The organism is Bifidobacterium sp. UBA744, from assembly GCA_002298605.1.
GTDB lineage: Bacteria > Actinomycetota > Actinomycetes > Actinomycetales > Bifidobacteriaceae > Bifidobacterium.
The window spans coordinates 12,446-33,939 of the sequence record DBKS01000056.1 but is presented as its reverse complement, the minus strand read 5'-3'; the positions used below and the strand labels follow the sequence as shown (position 1 = coordinate 33,939).

Annotated in this window: 23 protein-coding genes and 1 tRNA gene; 9 read left to right on the top strand and 15 right to left on the bottom strand. The window is 61.6% G+C overall.

Going from position 1 to position 21,494, the window contains the following annotated elements; all coding sequences use genetic code 11:
* The 7 genes from B2994_RS06325 to B2994_RS06295 all read right to left on the bottom strand — a co-directional run.
* The coding region (locus B2994_RS06325) for a YhbY family RNA-binding protein (RefSeq protein WP_291527522.1) at positions 1-274 on the bottom strand (274 nt) is incomplete at its 3' end.
* 122 nt (positions 275-396) lie between these two features.
* On the bottom strand, positions 397-1,950 hold the full coding sequence (locus tag B2994_RS06320) for an MFS transporter (protein ID WP_291527521.1): 1,554 nt from the start codon (positions 1,948-1,950) through the stop codon (positions 397-399).
* 218 nt (positions 1,951-2,168) lie between these two features.
* Entirely contained in the window at positions 2,169-3,497 is a 1,329-nt protein-coding gene (locus B2994_RS06315; protein ID WP_291527520.1) for an MFS transporter, read from the bottom strand.
* Between the two features lie 480 nt (positions 3,498-3,977).
* Positions 3,978-4,961 carry a nucleoside hydrolase gene (locus B2994_RS06310; RefSeq protein ID WP_291527519.1) on the bottom strand — a complete coding sequence of 328 codons (984 nt, stop codon included), beginning with the start codon at positions 4,959-4,961 and terminating at the stop codon, positions 3,978-3,980.
* Positions 4,962-5,024: 63 nt separating this feature from the next.
* Positions 5,025-6,272 (bottom strand): ATP-binding protein, encoded by a 1,248-nt coding sequence (locus tag B2994_RS06305; RefSeq protein ID WP_291527518.1) that lies wholly within the window; start codon positions 6,270-6,272, stop codon positions 5,025-5,027.
* A gap of 54 nt (positions 6,273-6,326) precedes the next feature.
* Positions 6,327-6,403: transfer RNA gene (locus tag B2994_RS06300), tRNA-Arg, on the bottom strand.
* A gap of 66 nt (positions 6,404-6,469) precedes the next feature.
* A complete protein-coding gene (locus B2994_RS06295; RefSeq protein WP_291527517.1) occupies positions 6,470-8,428 on the bottom strand; it encodes a 1-deoxy-D-xylulose-5-phosphate synthase in 1,959 nt (652 codons plus the stop codon).
* Positions 8,429-8,658: 230 nt separating this feature from the next.
* On the opposite strand from B2994_RS06295, the gene B2994_RS06290 reads away from it, so the two are divergent.
* The 4 genes from B2994_RS06290 to B2994_RS06275 are packed head-to-tail and all read left to right on the top strand — an operon-like array spanning position 8,659 to position 11,809.
* Positions 8,659-9,651, top strand: coding sequence for a zinc-binding dehydrogenase (locus tag B2994_RS06290; protein ID WP_291527516.1), 993 nt, complete (start codon positions 8,659-8,661; stop codon positions 9,649-9,651).
* A gap of 44 nt (positions 9,652-9,695) precedes the next feature.
* A complete protein-coding gene (gene purE / locus B2994_RS06285; protein WP_291527515.1) occupies positions 9,696-10,199 on the top strand; it encodes a 5-(carboxyamino)imidazole ribonucleotide mutase in 504 nt (167 codons plus the stop codon).
* A complete protein-coding gene (gene purK / locus B2994_RS06280) occupies positions 10,183-11,379 on the top strand; it encodes a 5-(carboxyamino)imidazole ribonucleotide synthase (RefSeq protein WP_291527514.1) in 1,197 nt (398 codons plus the stop codon). Before purE ends, purK begins: the two co-directional genes overlap by 17 nt.
* Before the next feature lie 10 nt (positions 11,380-11,389).
* The gene (locus B2994_RS06275; RefSeq protein ID WP_291527524.1) at positions 11,390-11,809 is read left to right on the top strand and encodes a Fur family transcriptional regulator; all 420 of its coding nucleotides are present in this window, start codon (positions 11,390-11,392) and stop codon (positions 11,807-11,809) included.
* Between the two features lie 99 nt (positions 11,810-11,908).
* Here the strand turns inward: B2994_RS06275 and B2994_RS06270 are convergent, their stop codons facing one another.
* The gene (locus B2994_RS06270) at positions 11,909-13,513 is read right to left on the bottom strand and encodes a metal ABC transporter solute-binding protein, Zn/Mn family (protein ID WP_291527513.1); all 1,605 of its coding nucleotides are present in this window, start codon (positions 13,511-13,513) and stop codon (positions 11,909-11,911) included.
* 258 nt (positions 13,514-13,771) lie between these two features.
* On the opposite strand from B2994_RS06270, the gene B2994_RS06265 reads away from it, so the two are divergent.
* Complete coding sequence (locus B2994_RS06265; protein WP_291527512.1) at positions 13,772-14,260, top strand: Fur family transcriptional regulator; 489 nt, start codon at positions 13,772-13,774, stop codon at positions 14,258-14,260.
* Between the two features lie 74 nt (positions 14,261-14,334).
* On the top strand, positions 14,335-14,667 hold the full coding sequence (locus B2994_RS06260) for a lectin-C (protein ID WP_291527511.1): 333 nt from the start codon (positions 14,335-14,337) through the stop codon (positions 14,665-14,667).
* A 152-nt stretch (positions 14,668-14,819) separates the two neighbouring features.
* Here the strand turns inward: B2994_RS06260 and rpmF are convergent, their stop codons facing one another.
* The 6 genes from rpmF to rpmB all read right to left on the bottom strand — a co-directional run bounded on the left by rpmF (position 14,820) and on the right by rpmB (position 16,268).
* Positions 14,820-14,990: a 50S ribosomal protein L32 gene (gene rpmF / locus B2994_RS06255; protein ID WP_291527510.1), complete on the bottom strand. Its 171-nt coding sequence runs from the start codon at positions 14,988-14,990 to the stop codon at positions 14,820-14,822.
* Positions 14,990-15,112, bottom strand: a complete 123-nt coding sequence (locus tag B2994_RS06250; RefSeq protein ID WP_033501358.1) for a ribosomal protein bL36 — start codon at positions 15,110-15,112, stop codon at positions 14,990-14,992. The genes rpmF and B2994_RS06250 overlap by 1 nt, the downstream gene beginning before the upstream one ends.
* Entirely contained in the window at positions 15,109-15,378 is a 270-nt protein-coding gene (locus B2994_RS06245; RefSeq protein ID WP_291527523.1) for a type B 50S ribosomal protein L31, read from the bottom strand. The genes B2994_RS06250 and B2994_RS06245 overlap by 4 nt, the downstream gene beginning before the upstream one ends.
* Positions 15,379-15,422: 44 nt before the next feature.
* The gene (gene rpsN / locus B2994_RS06240; protein ID WP_291527509.1) at positions 15,423-15,728 is read right to left on the bottom strand and encodes a 30S ribosomal protein S14; all 306 of its coding nucleotides are present in this window, start codon (positions 15,726-15,728) and stop codon (positions 15,423-15,425) included.
* 13 nt (positions 15,729-15,741) lie between these two features.
* Positions 15,742-15,909, bottom strand: coding sequence for a 50S ribosomal protein L33 (gene rpmG, locus B2994_RS06235; protein WP_291527508.1), 168 nt, complete (start codon positions 15,907-15,909; stop codon positions 15,742-15,744).
* A 119-nt stretch (positions 15,910-16,028) separates the two neighbouring features.
* Positions 16,029-16,268, bottom strand: coding sequence for a 50S ribosomal protein L28 (rpmB, locus tag B2994_RS06230; RefSeq protein WP_291527507.1), 240 nt, complete (start codon positions 16,266-16,268; stop codon positions 16,029-16,031).
* Between the two features lie 122 nt (positions 16,269-16,390).
* Here rpmB and B2994_RS06225 point away from each other — a divergent pair, with 122 nt between their 5' ends.
* From B2994_RS06225 to B2994_RS06215, 3 genes are all read left to right on the top strand, one after another.
* A complete protein-coding gene (locus B2994_RS06225; protein WP_291527506.1) occupies positions 16,391-17,170 on the top strand; it encodes a hypothetical protein in 780 nt (259 codons plus the stop codon).
* Between the two features lie 149 nt (positions 17,171-17,319).
* Entirely contained in the window at positions 17,320-18,246 is a 927-nt protein-coding gene (locus B2994_RS06220) for a metal ABC transporter solute-binding protein, Zn/Mn family (RefSeq protein WP_291527505.1), read from the top strand.
* A 163-nt stretch (positions 18,247-18,409) separates the two neighbouring features.
* The gene (locus tag B2994_RS06215; RefSeq protein WP_291527504.1) at positions 18,410-21,010 is read left to right on the top strand and encodes a glycoside hydrolase family 2 TIM barrel-domain containing protein; all 2,601 of its coding nucleotides are present in this window, start codon (positions 18,410-18,412) and stop codon (positions 21,008-21,010) included.
* 16 nt (positions 21,011-21,026) lie between these two features.
* Here B2994_RS06215 and B2994_RS06210 read toward each other — a convergent pair.
* Positions 21,027-21,494 (bottom strand): ATP-binding cassette domain-containing protein (locus tag B2994_RS06210; protein WP_291527503.1); only part of this gene is annotated, 468 nt, incomplete at its 5' end.

The following is a 21,494-nucleotide window of genomic DNA, read 5'->3' as shown; positions in this document are numbered from 1 at the left end:
CGTCGCGCTTGGAACGGCGGTACAGCACGAAGCGGTTGCCTATGGCCTGTACGAATTCGGCGCCAAGCGCCTCGGCCAGTTCCGTACCGGCTTCCTTGGCGGTGTAGCCGGAACCGTCCTGAATCTGGCATTTGATAAGTTCGTGTTTTTCGATGGTTTCGTCGGCCTGCTTGATCACCGCGTCGGTGAGATCATTCTTGCCCACATAGACCAAGGGCTTGAGTTGATTCGCCATCGCGCGCAGTTGCTTATTCTGTTTTTTCGTCAATGTCATGGTTGCTAGCATAGCGATGGCCCCGGTCCGCATTTCGCGAATCGGGGCCATCGGTCAGTGGCGGACAATGCCCGCAAACTGCTATTCGGATTGCGTTACACGGCCATGGTGCGCGCGTGCGCTTAGGCTTCTTCGGCCTTGGGCTGCTTGGCGATGGTGTTGTTGCCCCACAGCTGTGCGATCTTCATGCCGGTGATGTCCTCGGCCACGCGGCGAGTCTGCGCATCCATGTCCTCCAGGCGGCCGCCATGGTGCAGGCGATCGATCTCCTTACGGATGATGACATGGTTCTGCTTGTTGAGATGGAAGAACAGAGTGGTCGCGAAGGCGCATGCCAGCAGCACGCCCGAACCGACGAGCATCCACAGCACCAGGCCGTTGTTGGCGGCGACGGTCTGCGTGGTGGCTGTTTCGTCGAAGCCGGCGGCCTGCAGCACGATGCCGGTGAGGAACGGGGCGAGTGCGGAGGTGGTCTTGCGGCAGAAGGTCATGATACCGGCGAACAGGCCCTCGCGGCGCTGCTTGGTGATGAGCTCGTCCACATCGGGAATGAAGGTGTAGACGGTCCACGGCACGTAGCCGGTGCCGGAGTTCGAGATGCCCCATGTCATCTGGAGGGCGTACAGGGTGGTCAGAGCCAGGCCGGAACCCACGATGGGGGAGACGTAGATGACCGCGTAGGCGCCGACGGTGAGGAACATCACGCCGTACATGATCTGCAGCAGGCGGGACGGGCCGAGCTTCGCCATGACCTTGGGCCAGATCAGGTTCATCGGAATGCCGATGATGGAGCCGAAGGTCAGCAGGTTGGAGGCGGTGACCTTGTCCATCTGCATGGCGTACACGACGAAGAAGACGTAGGTGGCTCCGATGATGTCGCGCGCGGTGAAGGAGGTCAGGTAGATCACCAGGTGCAGGGCGTACGCCTTGATACGGAAGACGGAGCCCATTTCCTTGAGCACGTTCCAGGTGGAACGGAACGGGTTGGTGGTCTGGTTCGCTTTTTCCTTCTCCTGTGCGTCGATCACGGCCTGTTCCTCGGCTGAGGGCTGACGTTCGAAGGTGGTGAAATAGGTGATGCCGATGGCCACGGCGAACACGACGGCCAGCAGCACGCCCATGACGAGGAAGGCGTTTTGGTTCTGCTCGCCCATGACCTTGAAAACGCGTCCGGGCAGCCAGGAGGCGAGGAAGGTGGCCAGCGCGGCCCAGAGCATGCGGGAGCTGGACAGGCGGGACTTGACTTCGTAGTCGTCGCTCATTTCGGCGGCGAGCGTTTCGTAGGGCACGCCGACCAGTGCGGTGATGGCCTCGACGACGATGTAGGTGAGGAGGTAGTACCAGTAGTTCATGTGGCCGATCCACAGGCTCACGTAGAACAGCAGCAGCGGGATGCCGAGCAGCAGGAAGAAGCGGCGGCGGCCGAATCGCTTGCCGAGCTTGGTACGGCCGAAGTGGTCGGTGATGTATCCCATCAGGGGGCTGATCAGTGAATCGGCTACGCGCGCGATGGCGAGGATCGAACCGGCTGCTACCGCCGAGAGGCCTCCGACGTTGACGTAAAAGAACAGCATCCATGTGGACACGACCGCCATGGCGCCGTTCATAAAGAGATCGCCGGCGCCGTATCCGACGATCGTCACCCAATTCGCCTTGCGAGTGGTGTTCTGGTTCATGACTTTACCCTAATTGATTGATTGTGTGATTCTTCTTGTGCGCGACTTGCTGCCGACAAGTCATCACACATACGATACACCTCTTTTGAATCAAGATGACTGGATTTGAGCAAATGTGATCAATGCCCCCGTAATGCGAAAGGCCCGTTCCTCGCTGATTTCGCGACGAACGGGCCTGGGGGTGACGCAAGTCTATGCGGCTGTGCGGATGTTATATCTCACTTCGTGTAGTCGAGCGAGCTGCCGTCCTTGGAGGTCAGCAGGGCGACGATCGAAAGCACGGCCATAACCGCCATATACCAGCCGACCTGCGTGACTGAGTAGTTCTCGGCGAGGTAGGTGGCGATGGACGGGGCGAAGGCGGCGCCCACGATGGCGGCGAGGTTGTAGCTCAGGCCGGCGCCCGTGTAGCGCACGTTCATCGGGAAGAGTTCCGGCAGAAAGGCGCCGACCGGTCCGAACAGACCGCCCATCAGCAGGAATCCGCCGCACAGGAAGAACATCACGCCGGGCACATTGTTCGGGGTGAGCATGGAGGTGGCGAACAGCGAGAAGACCAGCGTCACGACGGTGAAGGTCAGCAGCACCTTCTTACGGCCGAAACGATCGGACCACAGGCAGCCGAGCACGATGAAGCCGGCGAAGAAGAGGATGGCGACGAGTTCCATGACCAGCCACTCGGAGTTCGAATAGTGCAGGGTCTTGACGCCGTAGGACAGCGACCAGGTGCCGAGCAGCCAGAACAGCGTGTAGGTGACGCCCATGGCGAACGTGCCCTGCAGCACCTGCTTCCAGTAGGGCAGCAGGTCGCGGATCGGGGACTTGGACGTGCGGTTTTCGGACTCGGCAAGACGGTACACGGGCGTTTCCTGCATCTTGGAGCGCACGTACAGGCCCACGGCCACCAGCACCGCGGACAGCAGGAACGGGATGCGCCAGCCGTATGCGAGCATCTGATCCTTGGTGAGCACGTTCTGCAGCACCAGATTCAGGCCATAGCAGCAGAAGAAGCCCGCCGGGGCGCCGAGGTTCGGGAAGGAACCGTATAGGGCGCGCTTGTTGGCGGGGGCGTTTTCGGTGGCCACCAGCGCCGCGCCGGACCATTCACCGGCCAGGCCGATGCCTTGGCAGACTCGGCACAGGCACAGCAGCACCACGGACCACACGCCGATCTGCGCATAACCGGGCAGGCATCCGACCAGGAAGGTGGAGCTGCCCATCAGCATCAGGGCGGTTACCAGCGTGCGCTTGCGGCCCCACTTGTCGCCGAAGTGTCCGAAGAGCAGCGAGCCGAACGGGCGGGACAGGAAGGCGATGGCGAAGGTGAGCATGGTACTCATCAATGCGATGAACGGGGTCTGCTCCGGGAAGAATACGGTGGGGAAGTAGCTTGCCGCGGCCACGCCGTAGCAGTAGAAGTCATAGAATTCAATGCCGGTTCCGACCATGGACGCGGCCATGATCTCCGGCACGGAATCGCGTTTCATCGTGTCGAGTCTGGTTGAGTTTGCAGCCAGGGTGCTCTGCGTGGAAGCCGCTGCAGTCATTGTCTGTCTCCTCTTTCAATCGTTGGCGTGACTGATGTGTTGTGTCCGATGGTCCGCCGGGGAGACGGGGTGGAATTGCTGCCGATTACGCACCTTGTGGGTTTGGCAATCCAATGCCGGTCGTGTTGGTTATGTGTACGCCGACTGATGCGACTTGAGCTTCCGGCCCCGCCTCCTATGGCGGAAACCGGATGTGCTCGTTATGAGAACCGGATCATTCCGCCATCGAAGGCTTGATAATAATTCGAATGATCGCGGTGATAATTCGTGCAGTCTTCATCATGGCGGAACCTCCCTTCACAACCTTGGTCTTGTTTGGTTGACGACTATCGGGATACGCCGCCGGGAGGCGGGAGGCAAGCGGACTGTCCATTATGTGGTCATCAGGCGGCGAAAATGTCGTCTTCGTCACAGTTGACGGATTTGCGGTTGCAGGGCCGGGAGAGGCTTCTCGCCGCGAGCGTGACGCGTTGCGGCGGGTCAGTCGCCGGCGGCCACGGAACTGATGCGTTCCATCAAGCGGTTCACGAAGCGCTCGCGATCCACGTCCACCGCCACCTTGGTGGTGCCTGACGGCTCGTTGATGCGAGTCGGATCGCCGATGGTGCGGCCCCGGAACGGGCCGTCGAGATCCACCTGCATGTTGAGGTCGATCGTCGTCACCAGTGTCGGATCGATTGCCGCGGCCGCCGCCAACGGGTCATGCAGGCCGCATCCGCCAAGCTGCGGCGCGTTCACCGCGTAGGCGTTGATGTAATAGTCGGTCATATCGGCGAGGAAGGTGCCGCGTGCGGTGCTCAGGGCCCGCCACTTGGCGGTTTGGGCGTGGGTGAGCAGCGTGCGGTGGGTCACGTCGAGTCCGATCATGGTGATCGGCGCCGACGTGTGGAAGAAGGCGTTGGCCGCCTCCGGGTCCTGGCTGATATTCGCCTCGGCTCCGGGCGTCACATTGCCGGGTTGCGTGAGTGCGCCGCCCATCATCGTGATCTGTCCGATGGCCTGTGCGACGGACGGGTCCTTGGCGATGGCCGTGGCGATATTGGTCAGCGGCCCGGTGGGTACGTAGACAAGATCCTTGCCGTAGGTGTGCGCCGCGTCGATCAGAAAGTCTACGGCGCCGGTGGATTCGGGGGAGCGAGTGGAATCGGGGATCGCCACCTCGCCGATGCCGTTGCGTCCGTGGATGAATTCAGTGGTTTTCGACACCTCGAAATCCGCGGCGGCGCTCGCATGGGGCAGGCCCGGGAACACTGGCACATCCGGACGCCCAAACAGGTCGAGTATGGCCAGGTCATTGCGCATGCCGGTTTCCAGATGGACATTGCCGAAGGTGGCGGTGATGCCGATCAGCTCCACTTCGGGGCTGGCGAGCGTATAGACAAGGGCGAGTGTGTCGTCGATGCCGGTGTCGAGATCGAGGATCAGTTTGCGCGGGGCGGTTTGGGATGTCGATGATGTTGCCATGGTGGTCTCCTTGGGATGGATGGTGGATTGGTGACGGACGGATTGCTGGTGTATTGGCGATGATCAGGGCCTTGCGTCGCGTTCGCCTCCGTCGGGAACCGCGGCCGCCGCGACGTACCGGGTGGTGCGCGAGTTTCCGATTCTGCGCACGCTGCCGTCGTCCACCAGATTGCGCAGGGTGTGCGTGGCCTGCGCCCTGGTGAGATGCAGTGGCTGTTCGATTTCGATCCGCCGCAGCGGAACGCCTTTCGCTAGCATGAACGACAGGATCAACGGCTCCAGATGGCTGCTGTCCATGCGGACCGGGCGCGGTGCCGCCGCGGCGGCCGGGACTCGTCGCATGCCGGTCGAATTGGGAGAACTGGACGCGCCGGTGGGCAGCATGGTGGTCAGCGTGATTTGCTCATACGAATTTCCATCGGGCAATTCGACGTATGTCACATATCCGACGGGGAAGCGGTATCGTTTGGCGGCCGTCCCGTCGGAACCGGGTGCCGTCGCGCCGCGTGGATGGCCGGAGGGCTCGGCGGCGTCGGCTTGGTTGGCGTCGCGCGAATCGTCGCCGTTCGGCGACTCGGATCGCAAGCCGGGCAGGATCACCGCCACCGACGATGGCGAGACGCGCAACTGTGGGCCGGCGTGCGAATCCCCGTAGGCGCGCATGATCGCGCGGATGCCGGAACCGTAATTCTCCACAATGCCAAGCCGCTCGAAGACCGTGGCCAGCTCGATGTTGCGGGGCTGGCTGATGCCGTTGAGCAGGTCGTTGGTCTGCAGGCCGCCGACCAATCCGCCCAATGAGATGATTTCGATGCGGGAGGGATAGATGTTGACGATCGTCGGTCCCGTGAACGCATAATCGCGATGCACGATGGCGTTCGCCAGGGCCTCGCGGATCGCGGATGTCGGAACCGGGTTGGTGCTGGCGTCCGCGGCTGGACCGGCCTGACGGTTTGGACCGGCCGGGACGCTGTCCGACGATTCGCCGGCGCATGCGCTGAGATAGGCGAGTGCCTGATCGAACTGTCGGATTGCCGAACCGGTGAAGTTGCGGCGTTCGAGGATTTTGGACTCATTGTCGTCGGCGTACCGCACGGTTTTGACGGCATATGGATTCTGGTCGCTGACCACCAATGCCGTGAGAGGATCCCGGTACTGTCGGGGATCCCAGCGGGCGCCGGCGGTGGCGAACGCCGCATCGGCATGAAGAAACGTCAGCTGCGTCCCGTCGTCCGGTGCCTGCCGGTTGTCGTGATCTTCATGGCTGACGGCGGTCTCCGGTCCGGTCACGTCGTCCTGCTTGTTCCCCATACCTCCGAGCCTATCGTCGTGATACGACACGCAGGTTGCCCATTCCGGGCGTTTTGGTGACCCCGGCCGGGTTCGAACCGGCGACCTACAGATTAGAAGTCAGTTGCTCTATCCAGCTGAGCTACGGGGCCAAACCCGATCCAGTGTAATCGGACCGGGGGAAAAGGAAACGGCTGTTGCTTCAGCGTTTCGGCGCTTCAGTGCCGCAGTGCCTCGTTGATGCGGGCGACGATCGCGTCGGACGTCAACCCATAGCGTTCGTTGAGATCGGTCAGGCGGACGCGGTCGGTGAATTCCTTGTCGGCGCCCACGTTGAGCACGCGGGGGGAGCCGCATACGGCATGGTCGGCATGGCCGGCCGCACGGTGATTGGCGTAGTAGGCGGTGACCTTCTCGCCCCAGCCGCCTTCGAGCTGACCGTCCTCCAGCGTGACCACCAACTCATGGCCGTCGCGCAGCGATTCCAATGCCCCTTCATCCAGCGACGAGCATTGCCGCGGGTCGACGAGCGTGGCGCCAATCCTGTCGGCGATGTCCAAGCCCAGCGGGTAGGTGTTGCCAAGGGCGAAGATCGCCGTGCGGCCGCCCTTCCTGACGGTTCGGTACGACAGGGGTGATCCGCTCGTCGCGTCATGGACCCCGCCGTCAAGCTTCGTGAGGACGCCGTCGCGCTCGGCCGCGAGGATCGGATCTCCTGGTATGCGAATCACCACGGGTCCATCCGGGCATCCCGGCGTGCCTGCCGGGGACGTGGCCCAGGTCACGTCGGCCAGCAGCGCCTCCTCTGATGTCGGGCATAGCATGGTGACGCCGGGGATGTTGGCGAACATCGCGATGTCGTAGGCGCCGGAATGCGTGTTGTCTGATGACGACAGACCGCCAAGGAAATCCAGTATCGTGACCCGGGCGCGATTGAGCGACATCTCCTGGAAGAACTGGTCGTAGGCGCGCTGGAAGAACGAGGCGGTGGTGGCCACGATGGGTGTGCCGCCGGCTTTGGCGATGCCGGCCGCGAACGCCACGGCATGCGATTCGGTGATGCCGGTGTCCACGTAATGCGATCCGGCGCGCTCGCGGAATTCGTGCGAAATGCCGTTCGAGCCGGGGGTGGCGGGGGAGATGATCGTCAGTCCGGGTTCCGCGGCGAAGCGCCGTTCGAGCGCGTTCATGACGATCGCGCCATAGTATGCGCGAGGATTGGCCGGCGCGTTCAGCTCGCGGTCGGGCTTCTGCCAGTGGGACGCCTCGCACTGGCCCTCGTGGATATGGATGTCGGCGAGGGTGCAGTGGTCGGAGTGCCAGGGCTCGCGATGCCCGGTGTTGTGCGCTTCTGTCTGACGGTGCTCGAAGCCCAGTCCCTTGAGCGTGTGGATGTGCACCACCACCGGATGGTCGATGTTCCTGACCTCGCTGAACGCCTCGACCAGGGCGTTCACGTCGTTGCCCGCCTCCACGTATCGGTAGTCCAGCCCGAAGGCCTTGAAGATATTGGTCTCGGCGGTGCCGTTGGATGCGCGCAGCCGCGCCAGCGGGCCGTACATGCCTCCGAAATCGCCCGCGATGGACATTTCGTTGTCGTTGACGATGATGATGAGATTGCCGCCCTGTTCCGCGGCGTTGTTCAGTCCTTCGAATGCGATGCCGGAGCTCAGCGAGCCGTCGCCGATCATCGCCACTACGTTGCCGATGCGACTGGTAGTGGTGAGTCCGCCGTTCATGTCCCGGGTTTTGGCCAGGCCGCAGGCCAGCGAGATCGAGGTGCCGGTATGCCCCAGCACAAAGGAATCGTGTTCCGACTCGTTGGGGTTGGTGAAGCCGGTGACCGTGCCGAAGAGATCGGGGTCTGCGAATGCCCGGCGACGTCCCGTCAGCATTTTATGTACGTAGGATTGGTGGGAGACGTCGAAGACGATGCGGTCGCGAGGTGAATCGAAGACGGTGTGCAACGCCACGGTGGCCTCGACCACGGCGAGATTCGAGCCGATGTGTCCACCGTGACGGTGCCCGTAGGTGAGCAGCGCGTTGCGAATTTCGTCACAGAGCGCAACGCGCTGCTCGGCGGTGAGACGTTTGACGTCGTCGGGGGAGTCGATTGTTGCTAGCAAACCGGTGCCCATCTCATCCTCCTTCTCAAGGTGGCGCCCAATGATGACCATAACCGCACCAAGTGTAGGCGGTCGCCGGCGCATCCGGTCCGTACGCCCGCAACCGCCCCAGAATCCTCATATATGAGTTCGTCGCTGGCGCGGCGGTGGCCGGGCGGGACCGGATGCGATGCGCTTCCGTGGCGCTCGTCGGCCAGATGCGAGACAATACGACCTGTTGGGCAGTGGGGTCGGACGCGCGTGCCTTGCGTCAGTCCGCGGACATATGAAGGAGCAAGTCAATGAAGGCCGTGTACGCAGCAGGTGTGAGTCGGGAGGATCCGCTGGGACAGCTCGGCGTGGGGGAGCGGCCGGAACCGCAACCCAGGCCGTTCTGGTCGACCGTCAGCGTCAAGGCCGCGACGCTGAACCACCATGATCTGTGGAGTCTGGCCGGAGTGGGGCTGTCGGCCGGGCAGACGCCGATGATTCTCGGCACCGATGCCGCCGGCGTCCTCGACGAGGACATTCCCGGCAAGCACGGGCTCAAGGCCGGCAGCGAGGTGGTGCTGTACACCTTCATCGGCACTGACGGCAGCGGCGTGGCCCCGGGGGAGCGCCGTTCGATCCTCTCCGAGCGCTATCCGGGCACGTTGGCCGAGAAAACGTCGGTGCCGAGCGCCAACGTGTTCGCCAAGCCGCGCAATCTCGACTTCGGCGAGGCCGCCGCGCTCGGCACCAGCTGGCTGACCGCCTATTCGCTGGTGTTCGAAGCCGCGCGGGTCAAGCCCGGCGACACCATTCTCATCCAGGGTGCCGGCGGCGGCGTGGCAACCGCGGCGATCCAGCTCGCCCATGCCGCGGGCCTTGAGGTATTCGTCACGTCCCGTTCCGAGGCCAAGCGGACGCGCGCCCTCGCCATCGGCGCCGACGCCGCCTTCGAAGCCGGCGCTCGTCTGCCGCGCAAGGTGGATGCGGTGATCGATTCCGTGGGCGCCGCCACGTGGGGGCATTCGGTGCGTTCGGTGCGTCCTGGCGGTACCGTCGCCATCTGTGGGGCGACCAGCGGCGACCAGCCGGGGGCCGAACTGACCCGCGTGTTCTTCCAGGACATCCGCGTGCAGGGCGTGACCATGGGATCGCGGGAGAATTTCGCCCGACTGCTGCGATTCGTGGAGCATTCCGACCTGCATCCGACCATCGATTCCCGCTATGCCGGTCTGGATGCCGCAAACGATGCCTTCGCGCGCCTCGATGGCGGTGATGTGTTCGGCAAGGTCGTTATCGATCTTTAGGCGTACAGTGATTGTTATTCTCAATTCGCGGAAGGTTATCGACTATGACTGAACAAACCGCCACCCCCGAGGTCGCCGTCATCATGGGATCGGCGAGCGACTGGGAGACCATGAAGCGCGCCTGCGACATTCTGGACCAGTTCCATGTCGCCTATCACAAGCAGGTCATCTCCGCTCACCGCACCCCGGAGCTGATGGGTGAGTTTGCCCACGCGGCTCGTGGCAACGGCTTCAAGGTGATCATCGCCGGCGCCGGCGGAGCCGCGCATCTGCCCGGCATGGTCGCCGCGCAGACCACGTTGCCGGTTATCGGCGTGCCGGTGCGCTCGCATGCGCTGTCCGGCTGGGATTCGCTGCTGTCGATTGTGCAGATGCCTGGAGGTATTCCCGTCGCGACCACCGCCGTGGGCAATTCAGGTGCCACGAACGCCGGTCTGCTGGCCGTGCAGATCCTGTCCGTCAATGATGAGCGTCTTGCAACCGAATTGCAGGAATACCGTGATTCCCTGAAGGAGAAGGTGGCCCAGTCCAATGCCCAGCTTGTCTGAGGAAACAAACGGTCGTATCGAGCGGCTGATGCCTGGTGCGACCATCGGTATTGTCGGCGGTGGCCAGCTTGGCCGCATGATGGCGCTATCCGCCAAATACATGGGTTTCCGCATCGGCGTGCTTGATCCGACCCCTGATTGCCCCACCGCGCAGGTGGCGGATTTTCAGATTACCGCCGAGTATGACGACAAAACCGCCATTCACGATCTGGCCGTCAAATCCGACGTGCTGACGTATGAGTTCGAGAATGTGGACGCCGATGCCATCGACGAGGTGCGTGGCATCACCGCGGCGCCGCAGGGCACCGACCTGTTGCGCGTCACGCAGGATCGCGTCAATGAGAAGACCTTCATCAACAAGCATGGCATCGCCACGGCCCCGTGGCGTGCGGTGAACAATTTCGAGGAACTGGACGCCGCCCTTGATGAGATCCATTATCCGGCCGTGCTGAAGACCCGTTCCGGCGGATATGACGGGCATGGGCAGAGCGTGCTGCGCTCCGACGCCGACTTGGAGAAGATCCGCGCGCGTGGCGATCGAGGCGGTGGGTTCCCGCCCTCCATTCTCGAGGGGTTCGTGGATTTCGCCTTCGAGGCTTCGATCCTGGTGTCGGGCAATGGCAGGGATTTCGTCACGTTCCCCATCGTGCGCAATGAGCATCGCAACAACATCCTGCATATGACCATCGCTCCGGCCGCGGTAAGCGGCCATGTGGCCCGTGAGGCGCATGAGCTCGCCGTTCGTCTGGCCAGGGGCTTCGAACTCGCCGGCACGCTCGCCATCGAGCTGTTCGTCACGCCGGATGATCGGGTGATCGTCAACGAGCTGGCCCCTCGCCCGCATAATTCCGGGCATTACACCATCGAGGCGTGTTCCATCGACCAGTTCGACGCGCATATCCGCGGTATCGCCGGCTGGCCGCTGCCCCAACCGAAGCTGCTGTCCCCGGCCGTCATGGTGAATGTGCTTGGCCAGCATGTGGAGCCCACGCGTGCGCTGATTCAGGATCATCCGGAATGGAATGTGCACGATTACGGCAAGGCCGAGGTGCGCCACGATCGCAAGATGGGTCATATCACTGTGCTCACCGATGATCCCGCCGCCACTGTCGATGCCTTGGAGGCGACTGGCTGCTGGCGCGACGTGAAGCCGGTCCGCCTGTCCGGTGAGGGAAAGTAACGCAATGGCAATGACCAGTCCGGAACGCCCGGTGAGGCATACCAGGCAGAAGGAGATCATTCGCGAGACGCTGAGACGCAGCGAGGAGTTCATCTCCGCGCAGGACCTGCATCGTCGTCTGGCCGATGAGGGTGTCAAAATAGGTCTGGCCACCGTCTACCGGCAGCTCAACGCGCTGGCCGATTCGGGCGCTGCGGACACGATCAGAATGGGTGGTCAGCAGCTGTTCCGATTGTGCGGCGACGACGAGCATCATCATCACCTGGTGTGCACGCGCTGCGGGCGCACCATGGAGATCGAGCCACCGAGCGAAGCTTGGGTTCGCAAGGTCGCCGCGCAATACGGCTTCACGGTGTCCAGTCATACCGTCGAAGTGTTCGGCCTATGTCCCGAATGTCAGAAGGCGCTACGCGAAACGAATGCCGGCTGATCGGCTTGTCCTGTGCGCGGCTGGCTGCGCGTCGGCCAGGCAATGGGAGGGGGCTTGGGATCGTCAGATTCCAAGCCCCCTCCCATCGGTGCGGTGCGACTAGTGGGCCAGCATTTCGGTGGCCACCTCGTCGGCGCTCATTGACGCGGGATAATAGGTCGGCCAGTTGTTCAGCTCCTTCAGTCCGTTTTCTTGCGAGTCGGACATGAAGATGTGGAAATGCGCCGCCTTGCCCGGTGCGATGCCGTGGTCGGAGAACTGCACGGCCTTTGGCGCGCCGTCCGGCACGTCGCCGGTGGCGGTGAAGAGGAACCGGACGCCTCGATTGCCCTTGGCATAGTCCAGTATCTTGTATCCGGAATATTCGTAGGTGGCGGTTGCCGTCTTGTCCCCACGGGTGAAGGTGATCTGGCTGCCGTTGATCGAGATGTGGTCCACGTCGGTTTTGTAGCCGGTGTCGTAATACTTCGTGTATTCGTCCTCGGTCATATCGCCGGTTTTGGCCTTCGCCTCCATGACCTTCTTCAGGCTGCCGTTCTGCAGCAGCGGGTATGCCGACTGCCAGTCGCCCGTATAGTCTGACAGCGAGCGGTCCTTGACGTCCTGGGTCAGGAACCAGCCGTTCATTGTGTCGTTGGCCATGACCTGATGAGCTATGACGGTGAGCCAGCCCAGCAGGGTCTTCTGGTTTTCCGGCAGCTGTTCGGTGACGGATACGATGGTTTTGCCGGCCGCTGTTGCCGCATCGTTGAGCTTTTGCGCGAAGCCTCCCATCTCCTGCGGGTTGATCACCAAAATGTCCACGTCCGGTCCGCTCACCGTGTCGAGCGCGCTTTTAAGGTCGGCGGCACTGGGCTCGGCATCGTTGTTCATTGCGTTGGTGTACGTGGCTGGCGTGTGGTCCACCGCGCCGGTGTACTCCAGCAGATAGCTGATAATCGATTCGGTTGCCACGTAGCGGCGTTGCAGATTCTGTGATCGCCCCTCGTTGACCAGGGCCACGAAATCGGCGTAATCGGCGTTCCACTCGTTCGAATGGCGTTGTGCGGTGGCCGCGGTGTCGCTGTTGCCGCCCGCCCGGTCGACATATGCGCTGGTGATGGCTTGGGAGGCCTTCAACACCGCTTCGGGGCTGAACCACAGGTGCGGATTGACGCTTCCGTGATGGTGGTGGTGCCCTTCGCCCTCTTCGTGTTCGTGGCTGTGTTCTTCCGTGGCCGTTATCCCCATGATGTCACCCACGTTGACGATCGTCTGCTTGGATGGATCGAGTTGGGCCTTCTCCGCCCATCCGTCGTATCCGGCGCCGTTGAGCACGACGATGTCCGCTTTGGAGAGTTTGGCGAGGTCGGCGGGCGTCGCCTCGTAGTCATGTGGATCCGCCGCCGTCGAATTGATCAGCGAGGTGACTTGGGCGCACGCGCCGCCCAGCTCCTGCGCGAGTGAACCCCACTGGTTGACGGATGCGACGACGTTGAAGGTTGTGCTGCATCGGTCGGATGAGGTTTCGGAAATGGACGTTGCCAAGTTGTCCGTGGATGGTAGGCCGGTTTTCGCCTTTGTGGCCTGAAGGACACCGCCGATGACGAGTCCTCCGATGGCCAGCCCTGCGACGAACGTTACGGCCAGCGAGGCCATGCGGCTTCTTTTCGACGTTGTCGACGAAGTGGCATTGTCGGGATTGATGCCGTTTGATTGGCTCATGCTCTTCTCTTTCTACCTTTTGTTCTGTTGCTGGGGGTATGTGACCCAGTTGATTTGCCAATCGGAATTCATGTCCTCTGCGACTTGCCTGCGATGATCGCTGTGTGGAAAGTTCGCTGAGAAAGTTCCGTGACGCGAGATATCATAGCAAATGAGAATCGTTAGCAACAAGGAAAGGGGCATGCGTGTCGCGCATGTGGAGTGTGTGGATTCCACGCTGTGCCAAAGCTGTGCTTCCCGAAAGGGGTGCCGCTTGTGGTGGATGCTAAGAGCGTCGCGAAGGAACGTGTCACTAGGCCGAGGCTGCTCATTGCGCAGGCTTTGGGCGATGCGCGGCGTTTCGTCTCCGCGCAACAGGTAATCGAGGTGCTGAAACGCCGCAATCTTAAAGTTGGAGCCGCGACCGTATACCGAAATCTGAAACTGATGGCCGAGCGCGGGGAGGTGGATGTCATTCATGTCGATGGTGAGACGTTCTACCGTGAGTGCTCGGATGGCAAACACCATCATCATGTCATCTGCCGCATATGCGGGCGCACCGTGGAAATCGAGGTGCCGGGACTTGAACGGTGGATCGACAAGGCGGTGGCGTATCTGCGTTATCGGGATGTCGACCATGATCTGGAGATTTTCGGTATTTGTCCGAGATGCGTGCAATCGCAAAACCAATCACGTCATGACGAACATGTCGCGGGGTCAGTCGTTTCGAGCGGCACGATAGCGGAATCTGATAATTACTCTCATTGATTTTCCCCCACACGGAGCGTGTCCGTAATATACCCACGGAAAACGTAATGCATGACAATGAAAGGAATTGCGAGATGACCGTCAAGAACTACGACAAGCACGCTTATGAAATCGTTACCGAGGAAGGCGTTTTCGCAGTCGACAAGGACGTCTTGGCCAAGTTCGATCCGTCCAGGCACGAGCACGGCGTTGCCGCTTGCGGCTGCTGCGGTTGCTGCTCCGATGGCGACTGCTGCAACGATTCCGACTGCGATAAGTGCGAGGGTAAGCATTGCGGCAAGGCCTGCCGTGAGAACTCCGAGAACCACGAGTGTGCGTTCTGCCACCTTGCGTTCGACACCAATGAGAAGTGCCATGAAGAGATCCTCGCCGATCTCAAGGAGTTGAAGAGCGAGCTCGCTGCCTGACGATATGTCGGCATTCGAACGATAAACAGAAGAGGCCGGGGTGTTCGCGCGGTGTTGAGTCGCTGCGAATATCCCGGCCTCTTTTTACGATGCTCGATGATTTCTATCGGTATTGGTGCGTTTGCCGCGCCGATGACGGCGTGGCGATGCGATTAGTCGATGTGCAGATATCCTTTCCGCACGGCTGCCGCAAGGTGCTGAGGCACCTTGACCGTGCGCCCGTCGGGCGTGGCCACTGTGGCGAGATCGACGGGCTTTGCCTTCCAGTTGGCTCGGCGCGAATGCGTGTTCGCTCGGGATGTTTTGTATTTGGGCAGTGCCATCAGCCTTGCCTCGCTTTCCAGCGCGGGTTCTTTTTGTTGATCACGTACAGATGGCCGCGGCGACGCACGACCATCGATCCGTCCTTACGCAGCAAGGAGCGGATGGAAGCTTTGACCTTCATCGTTTCGTGTCCTTTCCGCCATAGCGGCGCTTGAATTTCTGAACCTGGCCGGCTGTGTCGAGCACCATGGCGCGACCTGTGTAGAACGGGTGCGAGTCGCTGGTGACCTCCACGTTGATGAGGGGGTAGGCATTGCCGTCCTCCCAGGTGATGGCGGGGAGCTTGTCCGCCCGTGCCGCGAGCGTTGATCGGGTGAGGAACGCCTTGCCCGTCGACTGGTCGCGAAAGACGACTGGGCCGTATGCGGGATGTATGCCTTGTTTCATTGTGGTTCTCCTGATGGTTTCAGTGGCGGCGGCGATCGAGGCCGTCACCAACTGGATTTGACGACTCCGGGCAGCTCGCCCTTGTGGGCCTTTTCCCTCAGATTGATGCGGGAGAGTCCGAACACTCGGAAGTATCCGCGTGGGCGGCCGTCGGTCTGGTCGCGGTTTCGCAGCCGTGTGGGGCTGGCATCCCTTGGTAGGGCGTGCAATTTGCGCATGGCCTGGTCGCGTTCTTCCTGGCTGAGGTGCGGGTTGACCGAATCTCGTTTGTACTGTGCGCGGCGCTGTGCGTATTTGGCGACGGTGCGCTCTCGTTGAAGCTGTTTGACTCGTTTGCTTGTTTTTGCCATTGTTGATCAGCCTTTAGCGGGTTTCCTTGAAGATGACGCGTTTTCTGACGACGGGATCGAATTTCAGCAACTCAAGCCGGTCCGGCGTATTGCGGCGATTCTTGGTTGTTGTGTAGGTGAATCCCGTTCCTGCGGTGGATCGCAGGGTTATGACGGGACGGATGTCCGTTGCTTTCGCCATGAGGCTTCCCCTTCTTTTCTTTGTGCGTGTCGGGTGTGGGTTTGTGCGATGAGCGGCACCGCCCGCGTAAAGGAGAACGATAAAAAGCGGGCGATGCCAAATTTGGTGTCCGGCTGGGATCAGCCTTTGAGGCGGCCGCGCGCGACCAACTCGGCGACTATGGAGTCGATGCCCCGTCGGTCGATGGTTTTGATGCCCTTTGCGGAGACTTCCAGTGTGATGACGCGTCCAAGGGAGGGGGCGTAATAGCGTTTCCTCTGGAGGTTCGGCTCGAAGGTGCGGCGTGTTTTTCTGTGTGAGTGCGAGACGCTGTTGCCTCTGCCGGCATGCGTTCCCAGAACTTGACAATGTTTGCTCATGGCGGTAACTATAGCTACTGAAAATCATTATCGTCAAATTGGGGGTGTGCTTTGCCCCGTTGGGAAAGGCTGTCATGTCGCGTTCATCGTTGCAATTATGGGGAAACGCCGAAGGGGATCCTGTGTCGTCCGGTAATGGCGGGGGGTGGCCGTTGGTTGATGTGGTGCTGCTGACCGGTGTGGATCGGTTCAGTCTGGACGCCGTGTCGTTTTCTCTGACCGATTCATGCCCGTCCGTGTGTGCGGTCATGTATGACGTGAGGGCCGACGATGGTTGCGAGGCGGGGTATGCGGTCGTGTGCTCCGAGCTCAATCCCATGGCGTTTGGCGAGGGGAGTCGACGAGCGATCGGGGAGGACGAGTGCTGTCTGACATGCGCGGTGAAGCATGATCTCTCGCATGTGTTGGCGGATTCCTGTGGGCGGTCCGATGTGTTACTCGTCTGCCTGCCTCTCGGGCTGGAGGGGACTGCCGTGGCCCGGTATCTTGATGAATTGTCGGTGCTGGGGGAGCTGCCGTGCGTGGTCAATTCGACGGTGGTTGCCACTGCCGTGGGTTTGAATGAGTTTGAGTCGGAGCTGTTTGATGACGATCAGTTGTGCCTGTGCGGTTCCGGGGATGATGCCGTGTTGGATTCGAGGTCCCGTGGCGTGGTAGCCTCCAGGTTGATCCGCGAGGCCGGGCATATTCTTGAGCTGCCGTTGGTTGATTCCGGCTCTTCGCGGCTTCATGACGTGGCGGAGGCCAATCGGCGGGTGCGTGATGCCGATCGTATTGTGAGGGTTCTGGCCGACCCGCTCGCAATCGTCCATGCCGATGCCCATGCCGTGGATCTTCATGATTTGGTGGCTGCTGATTGCACAGCCGGTCGCCTTGTGGCGCAGAGGCGCATCGAGCGATAGGACGCTGTCGCATATTCGGGGGATGTGGTAATGCGACGTGTGCTGGCAAGAAAATGATAACAAGTCTCAATACAGTGCTATACTTCCATGTCGGAATGAAAGAATGAGAATCATTCCTAAATGGAGATATCGGGAAAGGAAAAAGGAAGATGTCCATCAAATCAATGCTTACGCGCACGCTGGCCGCATCGGTCGCCGCCGTCACTCTGCTGTCTGTAGGCGCATGTGGATCCTCCTCGGCAACCAATAACGGCAATGCAACGTCGTCCGCGGCCTCGTCCGACGGCAGGATCTCCGTCGTCGCCTCGATCAACCAGTGGGGCTCCGTGGCCAAGGACCTCGGCGGCGATCTGGTTGATGTCACCGAGATCATGACCAACACCAACGTCGAAGCACATGAATACGAGCCGACCAGCCAGGACGTCGCCAAGTTCAAGGACGCCGCCGTGACCGTGGTCAACGGCGCCGATTACGATCCGTGGGCATCCAAGGCCGCCGAATCCACCAAGACGACGCTGGTTGACGCCGCTGCAACCGCCGGCAAGCAGGAGGGTGACAACCCGCATGTGTGGTTCTCCGCCGACGTGCGCACCAAGACCGCCGACGCGATCACCGCGGCCTATGAGAAGGCGCTGCCGGACCAGAAGAGCAAGTTCGAGGATCTCAACAAAGCCTGGAAGCAAAAGGAATCCGCAACCGAGTCCAAGATCAAGGAAGCTTCCTCGAAGCTGCAGGGTCTTCCGTACGCGGCAACCGAGTCCGTGGCTTGGTATCTTGCCGACGATCTGGGCATGAAGGACGCCACGCCCTCCGGCTACGCGCAGGCCTCCGCGAACGAAAGCGAGCCGAGCCCGTCCGACATCAAGGAATACACCGACACCCTCGCCGGCGGATCCATCAAGCTGCTGGTCTTCAACACCCAGGAGGCCGACTCCACCACCAATCAGATCACCGATGCCGCCAAGGCGGCGAACGTGCCGATCGTCGAGCTGACCGAGCAGATGCCGAGTCAGTACAGTGACCTGACCGATTGGATGGACGCGCTGGTCGATCAGTTCGCCGACGCCGTCAAGTGATCGAACTCCATCAATGAGCTGCGCTCCCATTGCCCGCCTGACGGTGTGACGGGAGCGCCTTCATATATGCTGCGGGCGCCGCTTTCCCACGGTGCCACTGAATGATCTCTCGAGGGGATCGGACCATCGTTGTGCTGAACGGCGATGGCTACAATGGTGCGGTATGAAACGCGTTGACTGGAACGACGGTTGGGAATTCCGCAAAATCAAGGATGAACAAGGCGGAATTCCCCATGCCGCGCAAGCTCGATGGCTGAGCGTCACATTGCCGCATGACGCGATGATCCATGAGCGGCGTAATCCCGCGACAGCCAATTCATATAACAGCGGGTACTATCCGGGCGGTGCCTATGAATACCGCCGTCGATTCACGGTGACTGGCGATGAGCCTCGAGGCCAATGGCTGCTGGAATTCGAAGGCGTCTATCCGCAGGCCGTGGTGAGTGTGAATGGGCGCATGCTCGCGCGACACTCCTATGGGTACGGCAACTTTTTCGTCGACCTGAGGCCGGCTCTGCACAGCGGCGACAACGAGATGCTGGTAGCGGTGGACAATACCGCGGTACCGAACAGCCGTTGGTATTCCGGGGCCGGAATCTTCCGTCCGGTATGGCTGTGGCGGTCAGAGGGCGAGCTGGCGATCAGGCCCGATGCGGTGAGGGTCGCCACGTTGAACGTGGGAGCCGACGGCACCGCCGAAATCGGGATCGATATCGAAAGGCCGCTTGGAGGGCCGCTGGACGGCGACGGCAACCGTCGGCATGACGTATGCGCCGAAGTGTTCCGCAACGAGGACTATCGTGCGCAACGATCCTGTATGGCGATCGCGTCGGGAGAGGCAAGTCGTCTCGTCGCGCGGGTGCCCCATGCCGATCTGTGGTCGGTGGACCACCCCGCGTTGTATGTCTGCCGCCTTACGGTTCGTGATCATGCGACCGGCGACGTTGTGGACGAACATCTCGAGCGGTTCGGCATTCGTACGCTGGCCTGCGATGCACGGCGCGGACTGACGGTGAACGGCCAACGCGTTCTGCTGAACGGCGGCTGTGTGCATCACGACAATGGCATCCTGGGCGCCGCCACCTTGCCGCAGGCCGAATTCCGGCGTGCCCGCATACTCAAGGCGGCAGGGTTCAACGCCGTGCGATCCGCCCATAATCCGCTGTCGAAGGCATTTCTGAACGCGTGCGACGAGGTCGGGCTGCTGGTAATGGACGAGGCCTTCGACATGTGGTGGATGCATAAGACCCCATATGATTTCGCCTCGTGGTTCCGTGATTGTTGGCCGGCCGAACTCGATGCGATGGCGCGCAAGGACCGGAATCATCCCAGCGTGGTGCTGTATTCCATCGGCAACGAGATCGCCGACACCAAGTCGCCGCGCGCCGCAACCATGGCGGGGATGATGGTCGATCGCATTCACGGCATCGACCCGACCAGACCGGTTATCGACTGCGTGAACACGATCTCGCTGCTGGTGGCGGCGGGAACCAAAGCCGGAGTGGACGAGCCGGACCCCTCGGTGGAGGGGAAGCCGGGTCTCAACACCACGCTGGAGCGCGCCTCCGGGCCGGCTCTGCTCACGCTGATTGATCGGCTCATGCCGTTGGCGGTGCGCAGCGGCGTTATGGACCGTCAGACCAGGGACGTGTTTGAACGCGTCGACATAGCGGGACTGAACTACTGCAAGGAAGGTCCGGAATATTGGCATCGGAGGTATCCGGAGCGAGTGTTCTGCGCCTCCGAAACGTATCCGCAGGATATTGCGCGCAACTGGCCAGCCATCCGGCGCAACCCGTATCTCATCGGCGATTTCGTGTGGACCGGCTGGGACTACATCGGCGAGGCGTCGGTGAGCGCATGGGCGTATGAGGGGGCGCGCAATGTGGACGGCTGGTACGCCGGGCACGGAGACCGGCTTGGTTTTGTGCGCGGACGCACCGCGCCCTACCGCCGGTATCCGGCCTTGCTGGGCGCCTCGGGTCTGATCGACATCACCGGATATGCGACATCTCAGGCCTACTATCGGGCGGTCGTCACCGGGAACCGCCATAGTCCGTATATCACCGTTCGGCCCATGACCCTGCTGCGCGGGGTGAAACGGACCATGCGGTTCATAGAACGCGGCCATGATGGCGTGCGCAGCTGGTCATGGCATGGGTTCGAAGACCAGCTGGCCTTTGTCCAGGTGTTTTCCGGCGGCAAGTCGGTTCGCTTGGAACTCAATGGCGAAACGATTGGCGTTGCGCCCGTGCGTCGATGCTGCGCCGACTTTGCCGTGCCCTATGAGCCCGGTACCCTGGTCGCGGTCAGCTTGGATGCGCGGGGATGCGAGATCGCACGTGACGCGATTCGTTCGGCCAATCCGGACGAACTCATGATTACGGTGCTGCAGTCGGCGATTGGCGGTGCGGAATGCGACCCGATCCGCCGGTCCCAAGCGGGCCGGAATGCCGAGACCTCGCTGGTGTATTGCGATATCGAGTTGACCGATCGCAAAGGTCTGCTGCACGCCTCGGCGGATCGCGAGATCACCGTATCGCTGAATCAGGCTGCCATTGATGCCGGCGCGGAGCTGCTCGGTGTTGCCAGCGCCAACCCCATCACCCGAGATGAGCTCGCCTCGCCTGGTTGCACCACGTATTTCGGTCGGGCCCAAGCCATCATCCGTGTTCCGAACGCATTGCCGCGACATGCAAAACCGGCCGAGCTGACGGTGAGCGCGGCCGGTTTGAGTTCGCAATGCTGCAGGCTGTCGGCGTAAGGCCGTCGTCACGCCGCTAGCACAGATGCCCGTCCCTCATGGTGAGCATCCGACTGGCATAGGCGAGTACGGCTGGACGATGCGAGACGATCAGATAGGCTCGGCCGTGCTGCTGGTCGATGAGCGCGCGCATTACCTGGCCTTCGGTCAGGGCATCCATATTGCTGGTCGGCTCGTCGAACAACATGAAGGGTGCGCGGCTGAGGAACGCACGCGCCACGGCAATGCGTTGCTTCTGTCCGTCGGACAGTTCCGAGCCATTGCGAACCAGCATATGGTCGAGCCGTTCCGGGAACTGGTCTATCACCTCGTCAAGGCAGGCGGCGTGCGCGGCGTCGGCGATCTCCCTGCGGGTGGCGTCCGGGCGAGCAATGGCAATATTGCCGGCCAGGGTGTCGGAGAATATGAACACGTTCTGGCTGACCAGTGTTTCCGTTGCGCGGAGCGACGCGGTGTTCACGTTTTCGATCGGCTGGTCGCAGAT

Excerpts from the sequence above, each read along its gene's own strand:
- B2994_RS06320 (WP_291527521.1), bottom strand. The coding sequence starts at position 1,950 with ATGAACCAGAACACCACTCGCAAGGCGAATTGGGTGACGATCGTCGGA.
- B2994_RS06315 (WP_291527520.1), bottom strand. The coding sequence starts at position 3,497 with ATGACTGCAGCGGCTTCCACGCAGAGCACCCTGGCTGCAAACTCAACC.
- B2994_RS06310 (WP_291527519.1), bottom strand. The coding sequence starts at position 4,961 with ATGGCAACATCATCGACATCCCAAACCGCCCCGCGCAAACTGATCCTC.
- B2994_RS06305 (WP_291527518.1), bottom strand. The coding sequence starts at position 6,272 with ATGGGGAACAAGCAGGACGACGTGACCGGACCGGAGACCGCCGTCAGC.
- B2994_RS06295 (WP_291527517.1), bottom strand. The coding sequence starts at position 8,428 with ATGGTCATCATTGGGCGCCACCTTGAGAAGGAGGATGAGATGGGCACC.
- B2994_RS06290 (WP_291527516.1), top strand. The coding sequence starts at position 8,659 with ATGAAGGCCGTGTACGCAGCAGGTGTGAGTCGGGAGGATCCGCTGGGA.
- purE (WP_291527515.1), top strand. The coding sequence starts at position 9,696 with ATGACTGAACAAACCGCCACCCCCGAGGTCGCCGTCATCATGGGATCG.
- purK (WP_291527514.1), top strand. The coding sequence starts at position 10,183 with ATGCCCAGCTTGTCTGAGGAAACAAACGGTCGTATCGAGCGGCTGATG.
- B2994_RS06275 (WP_291527524.1), top strand. The coding sequence starts at position 11,390 with ATGACCAGTCCGGAACGCCCGGTGAGGCATACCAGGCAGAAGGAGATC.
- B2994_RS06270 (WP_291527513.1), bottom strand. The coding sequence starts at position 13,513 with ATGAGCCAATCAAACGGCATCAATCCCGACAATGCCACTTCGTCGACA.
- B2994_RS06260 (WP_291527511.1), top strand. The coding sequence starts at position 14,335 with ATGACCGTCAAGAACTACGACAAGCACGCTTATGAAATCGTTACCGAG.
- rpmF (WP_291527510.1), bottom strand. The coding sequence starts at position 14,990 with ATGGCACTGCCCAAATACAAAACATCCCGAGCGAACACGCATTCGCGC.
- B2994_RS06250 (WP_033501358.1), bottom strand. The coding sequence starts at position 15,112 with ATGAAGGTCAAAGCTTCCATCCGCTCCTTGCTGCGTAAGGACGGATCG.
- B2994_RS06245 (WP_291527523.1), bottom strand. The coding sequence starts at position 15,378 with ATGAAACAAGGCATACATCCCGCATACGGCCCAGTCGTCTTTCGCGAC.
- rpsN (WP_291527509.1), bottom strand. The coding sequence starts at position 15,728 with ATGGCAAAAACAAGCAAACGAGTCAAACAGCTTCAACGAGAGCGCACC.
- rpmG (WP_291527508.1), bottom strand. The coding sequence starts at position 15,909 with ATGGCGAAAGCAACGGACATCCGTCCCGTCATAACCCTGCGATCCACC.
- rpmB (WP_291527507.1), bottom strand. The coding sequence starts at position 16,268 with ATGAGCAAACATTGTCAAGTTCTGGGAACGCATGCCGGCAGAGGCAAC.
- B2994_RS06220 (WP_291527505.1), top strand. The coding sequence starts at position 17,320 with ATGTCCATCAAATCAATGCTTACGCGCACGCTGGCCGCATCGGTCGCC.
- B2994_RS06215 (WP_291527504.1), top strand. The coding sequence starts at position 18,410 with ATGAAACGCGTTGACTGGAACGACGGTTGGGAATTCCGCAAAATCAAG.